The following is a 20,836-nucleotide window of genomic DNA, read 5'->3' on the forward strand; positions in this document are numbered from 1 at the left end:
GAAGGTGAACGAGGGGTTGTGTGGCTATGACGACGTGCTGGTACGAGGGGGCGCTGGCCGCCTTCGACACGGAGACGACGGGCGTGGACGTCGAGACCGACCGGATCGTGTCGGCGGCCGTCGTCATCCAGGACGCCCCGGGCGTCCGGCCGCGGGTCAGCCGCTGGCTGGTGAACCCGGGGGTGCCGGTGCCCGCCGAGGCGACGGCGGTGCACGGGCTGACGGAGGAACACCTGCAGCGCAACGGCCGGTGGCCGGCGCCGGTGATGTACGAGATAGCGGAGGTGCTGGCCGAGCAGGCCCATGCCGGCCGCCCGGTCGTGGTGATGAACGCGCCGTTCGATCTGACCCTGCTGGACCGGGAGTTGCGCCGCCATCGTGCCTCGGCCCTGGACCGCTGGTTCGAGCCGGCGCCGCTGCTCGTGCTCGACCCGAGGGTCCTGGACAAGCACCTGGACCGGTACCGCAAGGGCCGCCGCACGCTGACCGACCTGTGCGCGCACTACGGCGTCACGCTGGAGGGCGCGCACGACGCGGCGGCCGATGCCGTGGCGGCGCTGGAGGTGACCCGGGCGGTGGGCCGCCGGTTCGCCTCCCGGCTGGAGCGGCTCGCCCCCGGTGAACTGCACACGCTGCAGGCGGTGTGGCACGCGGCGCAGGCCCGTGGGCTCCAGGCGTGGTTCGCGCGCAGCGGTGTCGAGGAGTCGGTCGACCCGGCCTGGCCCCTGCGTCCGGACCTGCCGGCGGCGGCCTGAGCATCTGGGTCCGGGGCGTCCGGGCATGAAAAAACCGGTCCGTCTGAGACGGACCGGCTGTTTCCGGTGGGCGATACTGGGTTCGAACCAGTGACCTCTTCGGTGTGAACGAAGCGCTCTCCCACTGAGCTAATCGCCCGGGAACGGACTGAACCATACAGGCCCCGGCGCGTTTCCTTCAAACCGCTTCGAGGTGCCTGGCCAGTCCGCGCCGCCCGGACCGCATCATCAGCGTGTGGTTGGCGCGGAAGACGGGCCGTCCCGGTATGGCGAGTCTCCTCAGCAGCGGCTTGGTCACGCTCACGACCTGGTCGTACCGCGCGAGACTGCCCGGCCCGAGCGGCGTGACCGTCCAGCGCGCCCAGCCCTCGATGTCCCCGGACAGGGCGGTCTCCAGCACACCGGCCGCGGGATCGCGCCGCACTTCCCGCGCGGTGAAGGTCATGTCGTACGGCAGGACGGAGCGGATCCGGATCGTGCCGGTGGTCTCGTCGAGCCGGGTCACCTGCCGGACCTGGCGCCACCAGCGGGGGTAGTCCTCGGCCCGTTCCAGCGCCTCGTACACGGTGGCGGGCGGCGCGGCCAGGGGCCACAGGCTGCGGAAGCGGTAGTGGTTCCAGTCCATGCCCGCAGTCTGCCCGCTCCTCGTGGGGGGCTTGTCTGAGTACGCGGCTGAGTATCCGCACTCATGCCGTACGAGGTGACGCGGACCACACTGCCAGGCATGACACACCTTCCGCCTCCGGCCGAGGAGTTGCGGCTCCTCGACGCCGAACTGCGGCAACTGGACGCCCGCCGGGCCCAGTTGCTGACCCGTCGCGCCTGGCTGGTCTCGACCCTGCGACGGACCCAGCAGCCGCTGCCGGTGGCCTGGTCACCCACGGCACCGCCCCGCCCGGAGACCGCCGCGCCCAGCGTGCAGAACGTCCTCCTGGTCCTGGGCGGTGTGCTGCTGACGCTCGCGGCTGCGGTGTTCACGCTGGTCAGCTGGGGTCATATGGGCATCACCGGGCGGGCGCTGGTGCTCGGCGCGGTCACGCTGGCCGCGCTCGCCGGGCCCGCGCTCCTGCTGAAGCGGGGGCTGCGGTCGACGGCCGAGTCCGTGGCGGGGCTCGGGCTGGCCCTGACCGTCCTGGACGCGTACGCGCTGCACGAGGCCGCCCTCACCGGGACGGACGGGACCGGGTACGCCGCTGCCGCGTCAGCGGTGCTCGCGGTGATCTGGTCGGCGTACGGCCTGCTTCCGGCGACGGCCGCCCTGCGGCTGAGCCTGCCCTCCGCCGTGGCCGCGGCCCAGTTCCCGCTGCTGCTGTGGGCCCTGGCCGCCGACGCGGGTCCGTACCCGATCACGGCCGCGCTGCTGGTGACGGCCGGGCTCGACACGGTGGTGGCGCTGCGGGTGACGGCCGGTCCGGTGCGGATCGCCGCTGTCGTCGGTGCGTACGGCATGGGCGGCGCGGGTGTCCTGGCCGCCGGCTGGCTGTCGTCGGCGGCGGACGGTCCGGGCAACGCTGCCCGAGCCGGGGGGCTTCTCCTGCTCGCGGCGGCGATCGCGCTGGGCGCTGCCTGGCGGGGCCCGGGCGCGCGGCACCCCCTTGGTCTCGCGATCGCCTCGGGGCTGCTGACCGTGGGTGCCTTCGGTGGGGTCGCTCGCTCCGGACTGCCGTCGGAGTGGGCGGTTCCGGCCCATCTGGCGTTCGGCATCGCCCTGTTGGCGGCGATGACGGCCGGGCGGCTGCCCGACGCGATACGGCAGGGGTTCGCCTGGGCCTCCGGCGTCGTACAGGCGGTGGCGCTGCTGTGGACCCTGCCGGTCGTCACCGTGGTGCTGCTGGGACCGGCCGGCTGGGTGGGCCGTGTGTGGAGGGGCGCTCCTTCGGACGCCCGCATCGCGGTGACCGTCGACGCGCCCTGGCCTGCGCACTCGGTGGCGGCTCCCGTCGCGCTGGTCGCCGTCGCGGCCGTTCTCGCCCTGGTGATCCGCACGGAGCAGTGGCGTGCGCGGGCCCGGCTCGGCGCGCTGGGTCTGCTCTGGGCGACGGCGCTGATACTTCCCGCGGTTCTCGGGATTGCGTACGTCGCGGGGATGGCGGTCCTGGGGGTCATGACGGCGGCCGCGCTGTACGTGCGCCGGGCCACGGTGCCGGCCGCGCGGCTCACCGCTCTCGTCCTCGCCCTGACCACCTCCGTCAGCCTCGCCCTGACCGCCCTGGCCTCCCAGACCGCGACCCTGGTGGTGCTGTCCGTGCTGGTGGCGCTGTTCGCCGCGGCCTCGTGGCAGGCGGACGTCGCCCCCGTCACGGCTCCGGCCGCCCTCGGGTACGCCGCAGCCCTGGCCGCGGCGACCGGTGCCGCCGCGGACTGGCCGCCGGCCGGAACCGCCCTGCTGGTCCTGGCCGTCCCCGTGGCCGCCGCGCTGCTCGCGGCGCGTCTCGGTGAGCACCGGGCGACCGTGCCGGTCGAGTGCGTGGGAGCAGCCACCGGCCTGCTCGCCGTGGGCCTCGCCATCACCGATCCGCCGCTGCTCGCCCTGGTGCTGGCCCTGTGCGGAGTGATCGCCGCGGGCACGGCGCTGCGTCCCGACCGCCGTCCCGTCGGTTACGCGGCCACGGCCCTGTTCGTCCTGGCCGCCTGGGTACGCCTGGTCGCCTGGGACGTCGGCACACCCGAGGCCTACACGCTCCCGGTCACCGTGCCCGCCCTGCTCGTCGGCGCCCTGCGCCGGCGCCGCGACCCGGGGGCGTCCTCCTGGACGGCGTACGGCCCCGGACTCGCCGCCACCCTCCTGCCGAGCCTCGTCGCGGCCTGGGCCGACCCGCACTGGACGCGACCGCTGCTGCTGGGCACGGCGGCACTGCTGGTCACCCTGCTGGGAGCGCGGCACCACCTCCAGGCGCCGCTGGTGCTCGGCGGCTCGGCGCTGGCCCTGGTCACGCTGCACGAACTCGCCCCGTACGTCGTGCAGGTGACGGGCGCACTCCCCCGCTGGGCGCCTCCCGCCCTCGCCGGACTCCTGCTGCTCGCACTCGGGGCGACGTACGAGCAGCGGATCAGGGACGTCCGACGGGTGCGGGAGGTCCTCGGGAGGATGAACTAGCCGTCTCCTACGGACGGCACGGCTACGGCATCTTGTCCCCGACCAGCGCCAGGTTCTGGATCGCCGCCAGGCCGTACAGCGCCGTGGCGTTGGTGGACACCCAGGCCGCCTCGCTGCCGGGGACGAGGCCGGTCGGGCCCTCGATCTTCTTCGTGGACCAGTCGGTGGACTCCTTGTAGTCCCAGGTGTCGGCGCTGTTGTAGAACTGCCGCCACGCCCGGGCGGCCAACTTGTCGTCGCCCGCCTGGACTGCCGCGTAGGCGTCCTGCCGGGAGTGGCCCTGGAAGAGCAGCAGGGAACCGAAGTCGGAGCCGTAGCGGGCCTTCTGCTCGGCCTTGGTGGCGTTGAAGTAGCGGCAGTAGTCGAGCCACGCCTCCTTGAACTTCGGCATGTCGACCTGGTCGATCAGCTCGGCGCACAGCTCGACCAGGCCGAACATGGCCGACAGATGCGAGACGCTGACCTTGGCGTCCTTGGCTACGGCGAACTTCCCGGTGTCCAGGTCGTACAGCGCATTGCCCTGGACGAAGCCGTTGGGCTGGGCGGCGATGGTCTCCATGGTGGACAGGACCCTGGCCTTGGCCTTCTCCCACTTGGGCCCGCGCCGCTCCCACTCGGTGAGCCAGGCGGAGACCAGACCGCTCCAGTCGGTGCCGAAGCCGATGGACAGGGCGTTGCGGTCGGGGGTGTACGGCTCGGTGCGGATCTTGCGGATGGGGTCGAGGACGAGGAACGTCTCGTCGGAGTCGACGTTGGCGTGCATGAGGTCGCCGACGCGTTCGTCCGCCGTGAGGAAGTAGTAGTACCGGCGATAGGTGGTGTTGGCGATGCGCTGCTGCTTGGCGCTGTCGGCGTAGTGCTGGACACCGTGGCGGGTGCCGAGGCCCGCCCACTTGCCGAGGTGGTAGACGTCGACCTCGCCGGTGTGCCGGGTCATGGCCTCGGCGAAGCGGAAGATGTCGGCGCGGCCGGAGCGCATGTATGCGAACCAGAGCCACAGGTCCGGCGAGAGCTCGGAGTTGTCCCAGGCGTAGCCGCCGACGTCGTAGCACCACTGGTGGCGGCTCGGGTCGTAGCTGTGCATGATGTCGCCGTAGTCCCAGAAGCCGTACCAGCGGCGCTGCTCCACCTGGTCCTTGTAATAGGTGAAGAGGAAGTCGAGGTGGTCCTCGATCTTCGCCTTGGCGCTGGTGGAGCGGTCCGGCGCGGAGAACAGCTTGCCGAAGACGCCGGCCTTGATGAGCTGCTGGGGCGGGGCGGCGAGCTGCGGCGGCGTGCGTACGGCCTCGACCTGCCGGGCCATCGTCTCGGCGCCCGGGCTGGAGTCATGGGCCCAGAAGAGGAGTTCGCTGGTGCGGGCGATGCCGTAGGGGGTGCCGAACCCGGGTTCGTAGTCCTCGTAGGTGATGTTGAGGCCTTCGAGCTGTTCGGGGTAGGTGTCCTGGCCCATGCCGTCGTGGTAGAAGCGCAGGTCCATGGGCTGGGCCTCGGGCGACCAGAGCCAGAGGGTGACCTCGGCGGTGTCGGTCTGGGCGTCGCGGATGTCGAGCTGGGCGGGGAACTTCTCCCAGAAGTCCCGCAGGCCGAAGGAGAATCCGCCGCTCGCGCCGCCCACGTACCCGAAGCCGCTCGCCCGGCGGCCGCCGCCCGCACCGATCCAGCCGTGGCCCTTCTTCGTCCGCTTGCGGACCGTGAAGCCGTCGGCGGAGAGCTGGGAGAGGGAGTAGTCGCCCCACTCGGGGATGTACTGGAGGCGGGTGGTGACCCGCTGGTCCCAGGTGGCCGGGTCGGGCAGCTTCTTGCCTTCGAACTGGGCCGTGCGCACGGCCGCCCCGGGGTCGCGGCGCAGTCCGGTGATGCCCTGGACGGCCTCGCGGAGCAGGCCGGTGCCGTCGCCGCCGATGCGGACGTGACGGTCGTACGCCTTGTCCCGCATCGGCACCTGGAAGCGGACGCCGAGTCCGCGGATGAAGTCGCCGCTCGCCTTCGCGGGCTCCTGCGTGCCGTCGAAGGTGAGGGTGTGGACCATGCGGAAGGAGTCGGCGCCCGCGTAGAAGTAGAGCCGGATCGAGAACGGCAGCCAGCTGCGGCCGCCCTTGCGGTGCTTGCCGTCGATCCGGACGACGGCGCGGACCGGGCCCGCCTGCTCGACCTCGACCTTGGAAATGGCACCGTCGAAGCGCTCGGTCTTGACCGCGCCCTGGTCCTCGTCCTCGATCTCGGGCTGGCGGATCAGCACGAGCCGGCCGTTCTTCGCGATCTCCGTCGAGCCCCGGTGGACCGACTTGACGAGGGTGGACCCGGACTTGCCGATCCTCGCGGTGATGACGCCGGTCGAGATGTCGATGGTGCCGCCGCTCTTGTCGACGGTGACCTTCTTCTCGGGGGCGGCGGGGGTGCCGGCGGCGAGGGTGAGCTTGCCGTTGCCCGAACCGACCGCGTGCGCGGTCCACTTGAGGGAGCCGTCGGGCCAGTAGGCGATCGGCCAGGACTGGACGGGAACGGCCTTGCCGTCCGCGTCCGTGAGCGCAAAGGTCTGGTCCTTCTCGTAGGCGCCCTTGGGCCAGGGGACGCCGACGGTGGAGCCGGGGGCCGCGCCGAGTCCGCCGTCCTCCAGCCAGTCGAGGGTCACCGGGTCGGCGTCGGCGGGCTCGGCGCCGGGGGCCGCCTGCGCGTTCTGCGCCCCCAGTGCCCAGCTGAACTGGGCGGCGGCTCCGGCGACGGCGGCCGCCTTGAGGAGGGACCTGCGGGGGATGGGAGACATAGAGATGCTGCCTTTCCTTGTCCGTGCGGGAAGCGATTCCGCGTGGCTGATCCGGTCAGGGGCATGACAGTGAGAGATGCGGCGCGGCGCCCGGGGCGCCGACCTGGAGTGAGGGGACCGCCGGTCAGCGGTGCCGGTACCGCTCCTCCACGGCGACGGCCGCCGCCGCGACGGCCCCGAGGACGGGGACCGCCAGCGGCGCGGCGAACCAGGCGGACACGACCACCACGGCCAGCCCGGCGATGATCAGGAAGGACCCGGCCGGGTCGAGAACCGTCCGGCGCCAGGCCTGCGCGAGCAGCGTGCGCCAGCGGGCGTCCGGCTCCCAGACCGCCGCCGCGCGCAGCCCCGCCACGACGAAGGCGATCAGCGCCACGACCCCGACGGCTCCGACGAGCGGCCCGCCGGGAATCCCCGCCCGGGCCGCCTGGACGTCCACCGAGACCGCGGCGACCGCGGCCCACCCGGCGAGCCCGGCGAGCCACCCGCCGCGCAGAGCCATGCGGAAGTCGGCGACGAACTCCCGCCACCCACCGCCCTCGTGCGCGGTACGACGCCGCAGATGCCGTGCGCCGGCGGCGAACGCGGCCGGATACGTCACGACCCCCAGCGAGGCCACCGCGATCCACACCCCGGTCAGCAGACACTCGGCGAACACCGCGAACCGCTCGGCGAACACCGACTCGCCCCGCGCCTTCACTCGGGTCCCGGCCATGCTCGCCTCAGCCCTTCAGACCCGATGTGGCCATGCCGTCGATCAGATACCGCTGGAAGGCCAGGAAGAAGGCGAGAACCGGCAGCAGCGCGACGAGCGACATGGCGATCATGCCGCCGTAGTTGGCCAGCCCTTCCTGGTCGACGAACATCTTCAGGCCGAGCGAGACCGTGTACTTGTCGGGCTCGTTGAGGTAGATCAGCGGGCCCATGAAGTCGTTCCAGGCGTTGATGAACGTGAAGATCGCACTGGTGATCAGGGCCGGGCGGCACAGCGGCAGCATGATCGTCCAGTAGATCCGGAGGTGGCCGCAGCCGTCGAGCCTGGCCGCCTCGTCGAGTTCCTTGGGCAGGTTGCGCATGAACTGCACCATCAGGAAGACGAAGAACGCCTCGGTGGCCAGGTACTTCCCGAGCAGCAGCGGGGTGTAGGTGTTGATCATCTCCATGTTGCGGAACAGCACGTACTGCGGGATCAGCAGCACGTGGTACGGCAACAGGAGAGTGCCGATCATCAGCGCGAACAGCAGATTGCGGCCCGCGAACCTGATCCTCGCGAAGGCGTACGCCGTCAGCGAGCAGGACACCAGGATCCCGATCACCGAACCGACCGCGAGAAACAGCGAGTTGAAGAAGAACGTGGAGATCGGGATGTCGGCGATGCCGTCGGCGAGACTGGTGTAGTTCGAGAGGACCGGATCGCCCGGGAAGAGATCCAGGCTGCCGACGACATCCTCGCTCTTCTTGAACGAACCGCCGAGGACCCAGATCACCGGGTAGAGGATCACCGCGAGGATCAGCAGGGAACCCAGGTGCCAGGCGAGGGAACCGGGCAGTTTGTGACGCGAAGTCGAGAGTCCGGTGGAGCTCATCACGCGCCCTCCTCGTAGTGCACCCAGCGCTTCTGGGACCAGAACAGCACCGCCGTCACCAGGGCGACCGCGACGAGCAGCATCCAGGCCATGGCGGAGGCCAGACCCATCCGGCTGTTCTCGAAGCCCTGGACATAGAGGTAGCAGGTGTAGACCATCGAGCCGTCGGCCGGACCGCAGGCGTTGCCTCCGGCACCGCCGCCGACGATGTACGCCGAGCTGAAGATCTGGAACGAGTGGATCGTCTCCAGCAGGACGTTGAAGAAGAGCACCGGGGAGATCATCGGCAGCGTGATGTTCCAGAACCGGCGCAGCTTGCCCGCCCCGTCGACCTCGGCGGCCTCGTACAGCTCACGCGGGACCTGCTTGAGGCCGGCCAGAAAGATGACCATGGGGGCGCCGAACTGCCAGACGGTGAGCGCCACCAGGCTGTAGATGATCATGTCGGGATCGCCGGTCCAGCCACCGACGTCGATCCCGAAGCTCTTCTGCATCCGGTCCACGATGGCGTCGTCCGAGAAGATCGCCTTCCACACGATCGCGATGGAGACGCTCGCCCCGATCAGCGACGGCGCGTAGAAGGCGGCCCGGTAGAAGGCCTGCCCGCGCCGGCTCTGGGCCAGCAGCAGGGCCACCCCGAGGGCCGCGATCAGCTTCAGCGGCGTCCCGACGACGACGTACCAGAGCGTGACCTGCACCGAGTGACGCCAGCGCGGATCGCCGAACATCTCGGAGAAGTTGTCGAGGCCGATCCACTGGGGCGCGTCGAACAGGTTGTAGTCGGTGAACGCGAAGTAGAGCGAGGCGACCATCGGACCCGCGGTGAGCAGCAGGAACCCGGCGATCCACGGGGACATGAAGAGATAGCCGGCCAGGTTCTCCCGGCGCCGCCGCCGCTTGAGGGCGGCGGGGCGCGCGGGCTTCACCGGACCGTGCCGCGGCTCGGAGTCCTGGGTCAGGCCCTCCATCGCAGGGGCGTGTGTCACGGTGGTTCCCATCAGGTGCCGAGAGCCGTCTTCGACTCGGTGAAGAACTGCTTGACGGCCTCGTCCACCGACCTCTTGCCCAGGGCGAGCTCCTCGGCGATGCGCAGGAACGCGGACTCACAGATGTCCGCGCCGTTCGGGTGCGGTGTGATGGGCTCCAGGACTCCGGCCTTGACGAGGGACTCCTCGTAGGCGGCTATCGCCTTGTTGACCTCGTCGGTCGGCTGGTACGCGTCGTACTGGGCCTGCGTAGCGGGCACACCGCGGTCGTAGCCCATGATCTTGGCGACCTCGGGGTCGTGGACCATGAAGTCGATGAACTGGGCGACCTCCTTGGGGTGCTGGGTGCGCTTGGAGGCGCTCAGCATGAGCGAGCCGAGGTACTGGCCGGTCTTCTTGCCGTCCGTGGTCGGGATGGGGGCCAGGCCGTACTCGCTCTTGCCCTCGGAGGTGTAGCGAACGGTGAAGTTGTCCCAGGTGAACTCGCCTCCGGCGAGCTCGGCGGCGACCGCCGACTTGGGCTTGTTCTGGACGACCTTCTTGGCATCGGCGTAGATGCCCTCCCGCACACCCTTCTTCGCCTTCGTCCACCAGTCCGTCAGGTCAGCCTCGGTGAAGCCGAGTCCGTCCGTGGTGAAGAACGCCTTGCCGTTCTGGCGCAGGTACAGGTCGTAGAGGTACATGACGCCGTACATCCCGCTGTCCCCGGCGCGCCCCGTCTTGTCCCGGATCTTCTTCATCGCCGCGTCGAAGTCGTCCCAGGTCCAGCCCTGCTCGGGCTTGACGCCGGCCCGGGTGTAGACGGGCTTGTCTATCACCAGGGACATCGAGTTGGAACCGACCGGAACACCGAGGAGCTTGCCGTCGACCTCGCCGAACTTCTCCAGTCCGGCCCGGAATCCCTCCATCCGGAGGTTGCCCGCCTCGGCCTGCTCGCTGAGATCGAGCAGCACGTTCTTCGCGTCGTATTTACGGAGGAAGCCGATGGCATTCTGGAAGACGTCCGGCGGATTTCCCCCGGAGGCCTGGGTGTTGAACTTCTTCCAGAAGTCGAGATAGGGCTGGAAGTCCGGTTTCACCTTGATCTTCGGGTACTTCTTCTCGAAGAGCGCGATGGTCTTGTTGATTCTCTGGGCGCGGTCCTCCGCACCCCACCACGCATAACGAATCGTCACCGTCCCGTCGGCGGAGGTCCCTCCATCACCACCACAGCCGGTCGTCGCGGCCAGACCGAGCGTGGCCGCCGTGGCCCCGGCCGCCTTCAGGACCGTACGTCTCTCAACATTCCTGCCGTTCACCACGGTTGGACCTCCCCGCACGTCGTCCCGCTCGCATGAATCGTTTCAAGTAAGCGCTTGCTGGCACAAGGTACGGAGGGGCTGAGAGTGCGTCAATGATTCGGACAAGAATTTCTTACCGAGCGGGTCGGGGGCGGAGCGGGGCGAGGAGGCGGGGGCGAGGGCCGGGTGGGAGGACGTTGCTGGTGAGGCGTGTGCGGCCGAAGGGGCGAACGACTACGGGCCGGTCGTGCGGGTTTCGGGGGCGACCGAAAGACGACGGTGAGGCAGAGGGCCGGGGGTGGCGGGGCGGGGTCTGGTTCCGGCCATGTGGCGCTTGGGTGGGGGTGCCGTCGGGGCGTGGGGCGGGTGGTGAGGGCCGGGGGTCGCGACGCGGGGCAACGAAAGGGCTCACCGGGGGTCGGCGGCGGAATCGGGGCGGTCGGGCCGGACGACACGGGGGCCGCGGGTGGGTGGCACGGGCGGCCCGGAGAGGCGGGCGGGCGCCACAACCCGGAGGGTCCGGGGCCACAGGTGGCACGGACCGACGCTCCGGGGACGCGGGCGGACGGCACAGGCGGCACGGCCGGACGGCCCGAGGGTGCGGGCGCCACAGCGGGACGGCCCGGGGGGCGCGGGCGCCACAGCCAGACGACCCCGTGGCGTGGACACCACGGCCGGACGGCCCGGACGGTCGCGCTCCCCCGGGTCACCCCTGGCGCGGATCGCGCGCACCCGCCGAACACGCGCACCCGCCCACAACGAAGCGGCCCACCTGCTCAATCGCAGGTGGGCCGTTGATCCGGGTGGGCGATACTGGGTTCGAACCAGTGACCTCTTCGGTGTGAACGAAGCGCTCTCCCACTGAGCTAATCGCCCGGACGCAGGAAGAACATTACCCCATGTCAGGGGGTGCCTGTGACCAGCGTGAGACCGACACCGGCACCCCGACGCGAGTCACTGGTCCTTGATCTTCCACGGCATGACTATGCCGAACTTCCACACGTAGATACCGACCAGTACGGCCACGATCACCAGCCCGATGGTCGTCAGGATGATGTTCCGCCGCCGCACCTTGGGGTCCAGGGCACGCTGCGCCGCCTCGGTGACCTTCCGCTTGGTCCAGCGGAGCACCAGCTGGGCCCATACGAACTCGGTCGCCCAGATCGCCATGCCGCCGAAGATCACGACCCAGCCCGGCCCGGGCAGGGGCAGCATGATGATGCCGGCCACGACGACCGCGAGCCCGATGATGAAAACCCCGACCTGCCAGCTCACGTGCAGCGCCCGGCGCGCTTTGATGAATTCCGGCGCCCGCGAGCCAAGCCCCTGCTCTTGCTCGCTGCCCACCTCGTCCGTTCCCGTCTCGTCCGATGCCATGGCCACCTCGCCCGGCTCGTTACTCCCCGTATTCATACGGCCAAACACTACCCGAGCGAAACCAGTCACCGGAATGGACGCACGACGCGAACGATCTCTCGGCCGGAAGAGTTACGTAAAGGCACGCAAAACACTCAGAGGGGTTTACAACGGCACCGTAGGTGGCATGTCGATTTCGCCGACGTGCGAATCCCCGAGCGCACACTGAGCGAAAGGCCCTGGCGCTTATGAACACCACGGTCAGCTGCGAGCTGCACCTGCGCCTCGTTGTGTCGAGCGAGTCCTCCCTGCCTGTCCCCGCAGGCCTGCGGTACGACACGGCCGACCCCTACGCCGTGCACGCCACCTTCCACACCGGAGCCGAGGAGACCGTCGAGTGGGTGTTCGCCCGCGACCTCCTCGCCGAGGGACTTCATCGCCCTACCGGCACCGGCGACGTCCGCGTCTGGCCGTCGCGCAGTCACGGCCAGGGCGTCGTGTGCATCGCCCTGAGCTCACCGGAGGGCGAGGCCCTGCTCGAGGCCCCGGCACGGGCCCTGGAGTCCTTCCTGAAGCGGACCGACGCCGCCGTGCCGCCCGGCACGGAGCACCGGCACTTCGACCTCGATCAGGAGCTCTCGCACATCCTGGCGGAAAGCTAGGGCGAGGCCCTCACAAGGCCGCCCGGCGCCGTCGACTCGGGGAGACGGCTCGGGCTCGGACAACCGCATACGGGATACACCGGCGTCGGCACCGCGGATCACGCGGAGTCGGCGCCGGTTCACGCGCGTCGGCGGGCAGATCCGGGAGGTGACGGGAACGTTCGTCGTCACTGTCGGTAGGCGGGAACCATGGCGGGCCCGGCAGCGTTCTCATCGAAGCCATGTGCGATCGAAGCCATGTGCGGGCGTGAGGGAGGTCCGGTCGATGCGGAGCCATTACCATCGGCCAGCATCGGCGGGCGCCTGCCCGACCCCCAGGCCAGGGAGCGAATCGTGCTGATCACCCACGACACCCGGTGCGCCCTCGACACCGTGGTCGATCTGGTGAACACCGCACCGGAGGACGACACGGCGGCGGACGGGCTGCCGGACGTGGCGACGCTCACGGATTTCGTGGGCAACCACGAGATCAGCGATGTCGGCGTGCTCTCGGAGTTCGACCTCTCCGCGGTGCGGAAGATCCGCGGGCGGTTCGCCGCCGTCTTCGCCGCCCCCGACGCGCGGGCCGCCGCCGGACTGATCAACGAGCTGGTCGCGGCCGCCGGCACCACGCCCCGGCTCACGGACCACGACGGCTACGACTGGCATGTGCACTACTTCGCACCGGGTGCCTCCGTCGCCGACCACCTGGCGGCCGACTGCGGGATGGCACTGGCGTTCTTCGTGGTCGCCGGGGAGCAGGAGCGGCTGCGGCGGTGCGAGGCGCCCGACTGCCGCCGTGCCTTCGTGGATCTCTCCCGCAACCGCTCCCGGCGGTACTGCGACAGCCGCACCTGCGGTAACCGCCTGCACGTGGCCGCGTACCGGGCGCGCCGCAGGGAGGCCGCGGGCTGATGTCGATGCCGACGCGGCCCCGGCGGGTGGCGCCGGGTACCGCGGTTACGGCTCAGAGCATCAGCAGATCGTGCAACGACGCCATGAGCAGCAGACACCCGATCACCGCAAGGAAGATCATCAGCGGTGGCTGGGAAAGGGCGAAGAGACAACCACGGGGCTCGTCCTGCGGCGGCGCGGGGTCGCTCTGTCTCGTCGTGTCCAGCATCTCGCCGCGATGATGACGCAGCCGCCCCGCCGGGCGCGATCAGCGCCCTCGTTCCGCCCGAGGGTGCGCCGATTGCGTGAGGTCCGGTTCAGGTTGTGATCATTTCCGCGCGTCCTCGGACCCACTGTGACGATTCAGTCCGGCGCGCGGCCAGCGGTCATATGCCGTGCTTCTTGAGGATGGCCTCGATGTCGCCGAAGTCGTCCTCTCCCCTGGACGCCGGGCGGGAGCCCTGCCCGCCCTGTCCCAGGGAGGGCGCCGAGGCCGCCGGGGCCACCGCCTCGGTCCGGTCCGCCGCGCGGGCCGCTCTGCGCTCCTTGCGGGTGCCGCCGCGGCGGCGCTCCACGACGCGGGTGGTCGCGAACAGCGCCCACGCGAGGCCCAGCACTCCGAAGCCCGCCCAGGCGGTCGGGCTGAACGCGGTGTCGGCCAGCCATTCGACGACTCCCGTCATGACCAGGCCGATCGGCACGAGCGAGTACGCCGCGATGCGGGCCGCGGCGAGGAAACGCCTGCGGTACGCCGTGATGGCCGCAATGCCCAGGCCTGCCGCGGACACGGCGGAGCAGACGGTCTCGGCAATCATCCGGTCCTCCAGGCGTGGCGCGCTCGGGCAGGGGCACTTCGTCCCTTCCATCCTGCACCCGCCGCACCCCGGCGGGCCATGGCTCGCCCCTACATCAGGGAGATCTCCGGGTCGCCTCCTCCGCAGGTGCCGTTGCAGGTGCACGGGCTGGAAGACTGTCGGCATGAGCAACTCCACCCCTGCCCCGTCCGCCGCCCCCGTCCTCGAGATCTGGTGCGACCTCCAGTGCCCTGACTGCCGCACCGCGCTGGACGACCTCCGGTCGCTGCGTGCCCGCTACGGCGATCGTCTGGAGCTGCGGCTGCGGCACTTCCCCCTGGAGAAGAACAAGCACGCCTTCGCCGCCGCCCAGGCCGCGGAGGAGGCGTGGGAGCAGGGCCGGGGATGGCCGTACGCCGAGGCCCTGCTGGGACGGGTGGAGGAGCTGGCCCGTAAGGGGGAACCCTTCCTGGTCGAGGTGGCCGGCGAACTGGGCCTGGACGCCGAGGAGTTCGACACCGCGCTGATCGACGGCCGGCACATCCTGATCGTGGACGCCGACCAGGCCGAGGGCAAGGCGATCGGCGTGACCGGCACCCCGACCTATGTCATCGACGGCGAGCGGCTCGACGGCGGCAAGAGCCAGGAGGGGCTGCGCGAGCGGATCGAGGAGATCGCGGACCGGTTGCTGGCCGGGCAGGAGCAGGGCTGACCCGGCCCCCGCCGGACCCCTGCATCGGCCCCCGCCGGACCCCTACAACAGCGGCTTGTACATGGCGTACCGCCGGTTCTCGTAGCCGAGTGACGCGTAGAGCCGTTCGGCCGGGGTGTTGCCTGCGAAGACGTTGAGGCCGATGGTCCGTCTGCCCTCGGCGATCGTCTGGGCCTCGGCCAGCAGCATGAGGGTGCGGCCGTGCCCCTTCCCCCGGTGGGCGGCGTGGGTCTCGACGTCGAAGACGAAGGAGTCGTTCGCGCGCACCGCCAGCCACAGCGTGCCCACCGCCGTCCCCTGGTGTTCCAGCACGCTGATGAGTGTGCCGGTGGTGGCGAGGCCGTCGGGCAGCAGGGTGGCGTGGTCCCGCTCGGACTTGGCCCGGGCCTCGGCCTCCGGCACGCCCCGTTCGGTCCAGCTCCGCGCGTAGTCCGCCTTGCCCTGCTCCAGCCAGGGGCCGAACTCCGCCTCGGTCATGGGCCGGCCCCGGCTGCCCGCGGGCAGTTCCGGCGGGGTGTCGCCGAGCGGCTTCTCCATGCCGCGGTTGCGCACGACGTAGCCGAGCGCGGTGGCGAGCCGGAGCGCCGGCCCGGCGTCGGCGGGCACCGTCGCCTCGATGCGCCGGCACCCCCAGCCGCGCGCCACCTCCTCGGCGGCGAGCGCGGCCACCGTGCCCCGGCCGCGTCTGCGGTCCGGTTCCTCGATGCGCAGCTTCATGATCCGGGCCACCGCGTCGCCGAACACGGGATGCGTGCCGAGGTGTATCGCTCCTACGGGACGGCTGTTCACACACACCTGGAAGCGGCGTGAGCGCGTCCCGTCGGCGTTCTGCTGAAGCGGCTCGGTCGGCCGCAGGGTCGTGGTCATCAGGGGTGTTCTACCCGCAACCAGGCCCCGGTTCAGCCGAATGAGCGGGGGCTGTCAGGGATCGAGGTCGTGCCCGGAGCGCTCGTCGAAGATCCGCATGGCCTTGGCGGTCACCGGGCCCGGCGCGCCCGGCAGCTCACGGTCGTCGACGCGGTGCACGGCCTGCACGTCCCGCAGCGTGGACGTCAGGAAGACCTCGTCGGCCCGCTCCAGCACGTCCAGCGGCAGATCGGTCTCCCGGGCGCCGGTCCACGCGATCGCCAACGCGCGCGTGATGCCCGCGAGACAGCCCGAGGCGACCGGCGGGGTGTGGATCTCGCCGTCCAGGACGACGAAGACGTTGGACCCGGTGCCCTCGCAGAGCTGTCCCACCGTGTTGCCGAACAGGGCCTCGGAAGCGCCCCGTTCACGGGCTCGGGCGAGGGCCACGACGTTCTCGGCGTACGAGGTGGTCTTCAGGCCGGTGAGCGCGCCGCGCTCGTTACGGGTCCAGGGGACCGTGATCACGGCGGTGGAGTCGGGGCGGCGGCTGGTCGCGCCGAGGGCGACGACGAGGGTCGGGCCGTGCTCGCCGCGGTCGGAACCGAGCGGGCCGTGGCCGCCGGTGTAGGTGATCCGGAGGCGGCCGAGCGGCGCGGGATTGGCCTCGAGGACGGCGGCACAGGCGCGGCGCACCTCGTCGTGGTCCGGGTCGGGCAGACCGAGGCCGCGCGCCGACCGGGTCAGCCGGTCGAGGTGCCGGGTGAGCGCGAACGGCCTGCCGTCCACGGCCTTCACCGTCTCGAAGATGCCGTCGCCCACGGTCAGCCCGTGGTCGAAGACGGAGACGCGGGCGGACTCGCTGTCCTGCAGCCCGCCGTCGAGCCAGATCTTCACGTCAGGTCCTCTCCACTCACCTCATACCCTCCCGACGCTATCGCGAGCAGCCGGGACGCCTTCAGCTCGGTCTCCCGCCACTCCCCCTCGGGGTCCGATCCCCAGGTGATCCCCGCGCCGGTGCCGAAACGCAGCATGCCGTCTCCCCGGTCGATCCAGAACGTACGGATCCCGACGGCCAGCTCCCCCACCCGCCGGTCGGCGTCGACCCAGCCGATCCCGCCGCAGTACGGCCCTCTGGGCGCCGTCTCCAGCGCGTCGATGATCCGCAGGGCGCTCGACTTGGGCGCGCCGGTGACCGAACCGGGCGGAAAGGCGGCGCCGAGCAGTTCGGCCCAGCCTGACCCCTCCTCCAGCTCGCCGCGGACCGTCGAGACGAGATGGACCAGCCCCGGATGCTTCTCGACGGCACACAGATCGGGCACCGTCACACTGCCCGTGGCGCAGACCCGCCCGATGTCGTTGCGGACCAGGTCCACGATCATCACGTTCTCGGCGTAGTCCTTCTCCAGCAGGTCCGCCTCGGTGCGGCCGGTGCCCTTGATGGGCCCGGACTCGACGACCCGCCCGTCGCGCCGCAGGAACAGTTCGGGTGACGCGGTGGCGATCTCCACACCGTGCCCGGGCAGGCGGATCGTTCCCGCATACGGCGCCGGGTTGCCGCGGGCCAGCAGCGCGGTGAGGGCGTCCACGTCGGCGCCGGGGGCGACGGGCGCGGACAGCACCCGGCACAGATTCGCCTGGTAGACCTCGCCGGCCGCGATGTGCTCGCGGATCCGCCGTACGGCCGCCGTGTACGCGGCGTGGTCGAGGGAGGACGTCCAGTCGTCCGCGGCCGGCGCGCGCCATGCGCCGGGCACGGGGGCGGGCACGGGCTGCTCCCGCACGTCCCCGAAGCGGGCGCAGGTCAGACGGCCCTCGAAGTCGGCGCAGACGGCCCAGAAGCCGCTGGATTCCAGGGCTTCGGGATCGTCGGTGACGTCGAGGAGCCCGGTGGCGACGCGGTCGCCGAAGCGGGCCAGGGGAGGGAGGTCGGACACACAGTCGAGTCTATGGCGGTGTCCTGGGGGTGACCGGAGGATGTCCCTTCCGGGGCTCCGCGACATCCCTGAGCAGGGGAAGCGCAGCACGCTGCACAAACGCGTTTTTGTGCTGGCCCCGGAATCCGCTAGAGTTCAACACGTCGCCGGGCCGCGAGAGCGAACCGGAAACGACAAGCGGACGTAGCTCAGTTGGTAGAGCGCAACCTTGCCAAGGTTGAGGTCGCCAGTTCGAACCTGGTCGTCCGCTCGCAGGAACAGGGGACTTCCCGGCCCCCTGCACTCCTGGTGGAGTGGCCGAGAGGCGAGGCAACGGCCTGCAAAGCCGTCTACACGGGTTCAAATCCCGTCTCCACCTCCAAGGACGATTAGCTCAGCGGGAGAGCGCTTCCCTGACACGGAAGAGGTCACTGGTTCAATCCCAGTATCGTCCACTGGATCTGCTTCAAGATCCGAACCCGCGCGATTAGCTCAGCGGGAGAGCGCTTCCCTGACACGGAAGAGGTCACTGGTTCAATCCCAGTATCGCGCACGCAGTGCCCATGATCCGCTTCACCGAGTGGTCATGGTCCCGAGGACGATTAGCTCAGCGGGAGAGCGCTTCCCTGACACGGAAGAGGTCACTGGTTCAATCCCAGTATCGTCCACACCACACCGGAGCCCCCGGCCGTTCGCGGCCGGGGGCTCTTGTCGTGGGGCGACCGGGTCACGACGAGAACAGCATGTGCCCGAAGCCCTTGTTGCGGTGGTGACCGTGGTGGCCGTGGCCGCCGTGATGACCGTGGCCGCCGTGCGGGGCGCCCCAGGCGGGAGCGGGAGGGGCGGGGTAGGCCTGCGGGGCGGGCGGGGGCGGCGGCGCGCCCTGGGACCACTGGGACTCCAGGCGGGTCAGCGACTCCAGCTCGCCGTAGTCGAGAAAGATCCCGCGGCAGCCGCTGCACTGCTCTATCTGGACACCGTTGCGGTTGTACGTGTGCATGGGCGCACGGCACTTCGGACACTGCATGGTGGTTCAACTCCTCGCCGGTCGGTCCTGCTTCGTGTCTCGCCAGGACAGACTCTGTCCCGCTGTGGTCGGTTGCACCCTACTTCGCGTGCTCCTGTGCCAACTGCGGCGGGAGGGCAGCCATTCGGTCACAGGCGTCCACGACGGACTGCTCGACCTCGTCCAGGTCACGGCCGGCCGCGGCCGCCTTGGCGACGGCCCGGGCCGCGGTCTGCGCGGTGAGGGCACGAGCGGGGACGTCGAGAGCGGGCCAGGGGTCGCCGTCGGCGGGTACGGCCGGGCCGCCGGCCTCCCGGTATGCGGCGAGGAACCGGGCCCATTCCTCGGGCAGGAGCAGTCCGCAGGCGTACCAGGCGGCGGGGCGGGCGAGATCCCAGGCCGGGACGCCGACGCCGAGGTCGTCGACGTCTATCAGCAGCCAGGGACCTTCCGGGGCGGGGTGGCGTATGAGCTGGCCGAGGTGGAGGTCGCCGTGGCAGAGGGTGCGGGTGTGCGGCATCGGGGCCTCGGCACGGGCCCAGGCGGGGAGGGTGTCCCAGGCCCGCAGGACGGGGGCGGCTGCGGGATGCGGGCCGGCGTTGCGGAGCTTGTCGATGGCCCGGGCCGCCTTGGCGGGGCCTCGCATGGTGGGGAGGGTGTCGGGGGCGGGGGTGCGGTGGAGCCGGGCGAGGAGTGTGGCGGCGGCCTCCCAGGGCGCGGCGTCCGGGTCGTCCGGGTCCACGGGGGTTCCGTACGGCCAGAACGTCACAAGCCTGCCGTGCAGGTCGGCCGGGGTGGGAGTGAGCGGTGCCAGGAGGATCTCGGGGTGGCGGGTGGCCAGCGTGAGGCGGCTGGTCAGTTCGGCGCGGTCGGATTCCGGGGGGTGGGCCTTCGCGACGATGCCGGCGTGGCGGACGACCGTCGCGTCGGGGCCGTCCGCGAGGGTGGCTGCGCCGCAGGGGCAGGGCGATGAGCGGGCGTGGGCGGTTGCTCGGGCCTTGGCGGTGAGGTCGGCCAGGAGGGGGGCGGGGGTCACGGGGTGAGGGTACGGCGAGGTGGGGCGGGGGCGTAGGGAGCTGTCGGCTTCAGGTGCTCGGCGCTGGTGCTGAGGGGCGGGTGGGTGCGCAGCTCGGCGCGACGAGGTGCCGCTGCGCCCACCCGTGCCGCCCTGGGGGCACCTCCCAGGCCCTTAAGGCACGGGGGGGGGCACGCATGCCCGCAGCTAGGCCGAGAAAAGCAATGCCGGCGCAGCTCCCCAGCTGCGCCGGCATTTTTGCCGTCCGCCATACCCCCGTCCCCACGGGGTTTCATGGGTGGATGTCCCCGCCCGGACCGCTCTTCCGGGCCTGGGGGTCGCCTCTCAGCGCCCCAGCATCTCTCCCACGGACGACGCCTGTGTGGCCACTGTCTCCCACCCGTCGAAGACGAGGAGGAGCAGGACCGCCAGGGGAAGGGCCATCAATGTCGCCACCAGGGGGTGGCGGCGGCCCGTACTGCGCTCACGCGTGCGGACCAGCGTCCGCGGTGCCGTGTGGGCCATGGTCCCTCTCCTGACCGTTCAGTTGTCGTTTGGCAGCGGCGGGCGTCTGACCTCGGGGGACGAGTGCTACACCCGCCGCTTGACCTCAAATCTAGGCGTCCGGCCCTCCCCGGGCGTCATGCCCTCGTACCGATTGCCGGGCCTCCCGGAGGATGAGCCGCTCCCCGCGATGTACTCCCCTGGGTGGAGACGGAGAGCCAGGTCTCAGGGTCTTCCCCGAAGGGATGCCCGGCTCACCCCGCTTTGTCCGAGCTTTCCTCCCGCGGAACAGGCTGTTCCACCAGCGCCAGCACCCGGTTCGCCATGAAACGGGCCGTACGCACGACTGCCCCACTACGGGTGACTTCGCTCACTTCTACGACACCTCGGCGTACCGCCGTCTCCACCCTGCGGCCCGCCCTGCTCGCCACGACCTCATACGTGCGCGTCGTGTCACCGGCGTCCACGACTATCTCCACACGGTCACCCTTCACGGGTCCAATCCCCCTTCCGTGGCAGGTGGTTGGGGTTGCCTCTCGCGCGAACACGGCCTGTCCGCACGCCCCCTGACCACGCTTCAAGTCTCCCACCCACCACTGACAATCCATCGGCCCGAGAGGGCGCGGCCTCTGCGCGTGGGCGGCCGTGGAAACGTAAGCTGTGGCTCGTCACAGGACCGGGCAG

Annotated in this window: 21 protein-coding genes and 7 tRNA genes; 10 read left to right on the forward strand and 18 right to left on the reverse strand. The window is 70.9% G+C overall.

Features of this window, described 5'->3' with window-relative positions:
* The first annotated feature begins 26 nt into the window (after nucleotides 1-26).
* Nucleotides 27-755 (forward strand): 3'-5' exonuclease, encoded by a 729-nt coding sequence (locus tag ACFT4A_RS33370; RefSeq protein ID WP_382837862.1) that lies wholly within the window; start codon nucleotides 27-29, stop codon nucleotides 753-755.
* A 67-nt stretch (nucleotides 756-822) separates the two neighbouring features.
* Here ACFT4A_RS33370 and ACFT4A_RS33375 read toward each other — a convergent pair.
* Both ACFT4A_RS33375 and ACFT4A_RS33380 read right to left on the reverse strand, forming a co-directional pair.
* Nucleotides 823-894, reverse strand: a tRNA-Val gene (locus ACFT4A_RS33375).
* Between the two features lie 39 nt (nucleotides 895-933).
* Nucleotides 934-1,380, reverse strand: a complete 447-nt coding sequence (locus ACFT4A_RS33380; protein WP_382837725.1) for an SRPBCC family protein — start codon at nucleotides 1,378-1,380, stop codon at nucleotides 934-936.
* A gap of 63 nt (nucleotides 1,381-1,443) precedes the next feature.
* On the opposite strand from ACFT4A_RS33380, the gene ACFT4A_RS33385 reads away from it, so the two are divergent.
* On the forward strand, nucleotides 1,444-3,852 hold the full coding sequence (locus ACFT4A_RS33385) for an SCO7613 C-terminal domain-containing membrane protein (protein WP_382837728.1): 2,409 nt from the start codon (nucleotides 1,444-1,446) through the stop codon (nucleotides 3,850-3,852).
* A 22-nt stretch (nucleotides 3,853-3,874) separates the two neighbouring features.
* Here ACFT4A_RS33385 and ACFT4A_RS33390 read toward each other — a convergent pair whose 3' ends face one another.
* From ACFT4A_RS33390 to ACFT4A_RS33420, 7 genes are all read right to left on the reverse strand, one after another.
* Nucleotides 3,875-6,616, reverse strand: a complete 2,742-nt coding sequence (locus ACFT4A_RS33390) for a Tat pathway signal sequence domain protein (protein WP_382837731.1) — start codon at nucleotides 6,614-6,616, stop codon at nucleotides 3,875-3,877.
* Between the two features lie 124 nt (nucleotides 6,617-6,740).
* Entirely contained in the window at nucleotides 6,741-7,331 is a 591-nt protein-coding gene (locus ACFT4A_RS33395; RefSeq protein WP_382837734.1) for a hypothetical protein, read from the reverse strand.
* Nucleotides 7,332-7,338: 7 nt separating this feature from the next.
* On the reverse strand, nucleotides 7,339-8,202 hold the full coding sequence (locus tag ACFT4A_RS33400; RefSeq protein ID WP_382837736.1) for a carbohydrate ABC transporter permease: 864 nt from the start codon (nucleotides 8,200-8,202) through the stop codon (nucleotides 7,339-7,341).
* Nucleotides 8,202-9,200 (reverse strand): carbohydrate ABC transporter permease, encoded by a 999-nt coding sequence (locus tag ACFT4A_RS33405; protein ID WP_382837739.1) that lies wholly within the window; start codon nucleotides 9,198-9,200, stop codon nucleotides 8,202-8,204. The genes ACFT4A_RS33400 and ACFT4A_RS33405 overlap by 1 nt, the downstream gene beginning before the upstream one ends.
* Nucleotides 9,200-10,489 (reverse strand): ABC transporter substrate-binding protein, encoded by a 1,290-nt coding sequence (locus tag ACFT4A_RS33410; RefSeq protein ID WP_382837742.1) that lies wholly within the window; start codon nucleotides 10,487-10,489, stop codon nucleotides 9,200-9,202. The genes ACFT4A_RS33405 and ACFT4A_RS33410 overlap by 1 nt, the downstream gene beginning before the upstream one ends.
* Before the next feature lie 783 nt (nucleotides 10,490-11,272).
* Nucleotides 11,273-11,344: transfer RNA gene (locus ACFT4A_RS33415), tRNA-Val, on the reverse strand.
* A 78-nt stretch (nucleotides 11,345-11,422) separates the two neighbouring features.
* Entirely contained in the window at nucleotides 11,423-11,881 is a 459-nt protein-coding gene (locus ACFT4A_RS33420) for a TIGR02611 family protein (protein ID WP_382837745.1), read from the reverse strand.
* Nucleotides 11,882-12,072: 191 nt separating this feature from the next.
* On the opposite strand from ACFT4A_RS33420, the gene ACFT4A_RS33425 reads away from it, so the two are divergent.
* Complete coding sequence (locus ACFT4A_RS33425) at nucleotides 12,073-12,486, forward strand: SsgA family sporulation/cell division regulator (protein ID WP_004002642.1); 414 nt, start codon at nucleotides 12,073-12,075, stop codon at nucleotides 12,484-12,486.
* Between the two features lie 333 nt (nucleotides 12,487-12,819).
* Nucleotides 12,820-13,380: a CGNR zinc finger domain-containing protein gene (locus tag ACFT4A_RS33430; RefSeq protein ID WP_382837748.1), complete on the forward strand. Its 561-nt coding sequence runs from the start codon at nucleotides 12,820-12,822 to the stop codon at nucleotides 13,378-13,380.
* A gap of 52 nt (nucleotides 13,381-13,432) precedes the next feature.
* Here the strand turns inward: ACFT4A_RS33430 and ACFT4A_RS33435 are convergent, their stop codons facing one another.
* Together ACFT4A_RS33435 and ACFT4A_RS33440 are read right to left on the reverse strand one after the other, a co-directional pair.
* Nucleotides 13,433-13,588, reverse strand: coding sequence for a hypothetical protein (locus ACFT4A_RS33435; protein WP_382837751.1), 156 nt, complete (start codon nucleotides 13,586-13,588; stop codon nucleotides 13,433-13,435).
* Between the two features lie 157 nt (nucleotides 13,589-13,745).
* A complete protein-coding gene (locus ACFT4A_RS33440) occupies nucleotides 13,746-14,174 on the reverse strand; it encodes a hypothetical protein (RefSeq protein ID WP_382837754.1) in 429 nt (142 codons plus the stop codon).
* Between the two features lie 163 nt (nucleotides 14,175-14,337).
* On the opposite strand from ACFT4A_RS33440, the gene ACFT4A_RS33445 reads away from it, so the two are divergent.
* Nucleotides 14,338-14,865, forward strand: a complete 528-nt coding sequence (locus ACFT4A_RS33445) for a DsbA family protein (RefSeq protein WP_382837757.1) — start codon at nucleotides 14,338-14,340, stop codon at nucleotides 14,863-14,865.
* Nucleotides 14,866-14,907: 42 nt separating this feature from the next.
* Here ACFT4A_RS33445 and ACFT4A_RS33450 read toward each other — a convergent pair whose 3' ends face one another.
* From ACFT4A_RS33450 to ACFT4A_RS33460, 3 genes are read right to left on the reverse strand one after another with little or no spacing between them, the layout of a single operon-like run.
* The gene (locus tag ACFT4A_RS33450; protein WP_382837759.1) at nucleotides 14,908-15,732 is read right to left on the reverse strand and encodes a GNAT family N-acetyltransferase; all 825 of its coding nucleotides are present in this window, start codon (nucleotides 15,730-15,732) and stop codon (nucleotides 14,908-14,910) included.
* A gap of 54 nt (nucleotides 15,733-15,786) precedes the next feature.
* Entirely contained in the window at nucleotides 15,787-16,608 is an 822-nt protein-coding gene (locus ACFT4A_RS33455; RefSeq protein ID WP_382837762.1) for an aminotransferase class IV, read from the reverse strand.
* Nucleotides 16,605-17,648 carry a chorismate-binding protein gene (locus ACFT4A_RS33460; RefSeq protein WP_382837765.1) on the reverse strand — a complete coding sequence of 348 codons (1,044 nt, stop codon included), beginning with the start codon at nucleotides 17,646-17,648 and terminating at the stop codon, nucleotides 16,605-16,607. The genes ACFT4A_RS33455 and ACFT4A_RS33460 overlap by 4 nt, the downstream gene beginning before the upstream one ends.
* A 177-nt stretch (nucleotides 17,649-17,825) precedes the next feature.
* Between ACFT4A_RS33460 and ACFT4A_RS33465 the strand changes: the two genes are divergently transcribed.
* The 5 genes from ACFT4A_RS33465 (at nucleotide 17,826) to ACFT4A_RS33485 (ending at nucleotide 18,295) form a co-directional block, all read left to right on the forward strand.
* A tRNA-Gly gene (locus ACFT4A_RS33465) sits at nucleotides 17,826-17,898 on the forward strand.
* Nucleotides 17,899-17,935: 37 nt separating this feature from the next.
* Nucleotides 17,936-18,009: transfer RNA gene (locus ACFT4A_RS33470), tRNA-Cys, on the forward strand.
* 1 nt (nucleotide 18,010) lies between these two features.
* Nucleotides 18,011-18,082: transfer RNA gene (locus tag ACFT4A_RS33475), tRNA-Val, on the forward strand.
* Between the two features lie 26 nt (nucleotides 18,083-18,108).
* Nucleotides 18,109-18,180: transfer RNA gene (locus ACFT4A_RS33480), tRNA-Val, on the forward strand.
* 43 nt (nucleotides 18,181-18,223) lie between these two features.
* Nucleotides 18,224-18,295: transfer RNA gene (locus tag ACFT4A_RS33485), tRNA-Val, on the forward strand.
* 59 nt (nucleotides 18,296-18,354) lie between these two features.
* Here the strand turns inward: ACFT4A_RS33485 and ACFT4A_RS33490 are convergent.
* The 4 genes from ACFT4A_RS33490 to ACFT4A_RS33505 all read right to left on the reverse strand — a co-directional run bounded on the left by ACFT4A_RS33490 (nucleotide 18,355) and on the right by ACFT4A_RS33505 (nucleotide 20,646).
* Nucleotides 18,355-18,654: a zf-TFIIB domain-containing protein gene (locus ACFT4A_RS33490; RefSeq protein ID WP_193480248.1), complete on the reverse strand. Its 300-nt coding sequence runs from the start codon at nucleotides 18,652-18,654 to the stop codon at nucleotides 18,355-18,357.
* A gap of 79 nt (nucleotides 18,655-18,733) precedes the next feature.
* Nucleotides 18,734-19,669, reverse strand: a complete 936-nt coding sequence (locus ACFT4A_RS33495) for a phosphotransferase family protein (protein WP_382837768.1) — start codon at nucleotides 19,667-19,669, stop codon at nucleotides 18,734-18,736.
* A 324-nt stretch (nucleotides 19,670-19,993) separates the two neighbouring features.
* Nucleotides 19,994-20,173: a hypothetical protein gene (locus ACFT4A_RS33500; RefSeq protein WP_382837771.1), complete on the reverse strand. Its 180-nt coding sequence runs from the start codon at nucleotides 20,171-20,173 to the stop codon at nucleotides 19,994-19,996.
* Between the two features lie 233 nt (nucleotides 20,174-20,406).
* Nucleotides 20,407-20,646, reverse strand: coding sequence for a hypothetical protein (locus ACFT4A_RS33505; protein WP_229873124.1), 240 nt, complete (start codon nucleotides 20,644-20,646; stop codon nucleotides 20,407-20,409).
* Between the last annotated feature and the right edge of the window lie 190 nt (nucleotides 20,647-20,836).

Origin of the sequence: Streptomyces sp. NPDC057099 (assembly GCF_042671245.1) — a bacterium.
Lineage (GTDB): Bacteria > Actinomycetota > Actinomycetes > Streptomycetales > Streptomycetaceae > Streptomyces > Streptomyces purpurascens.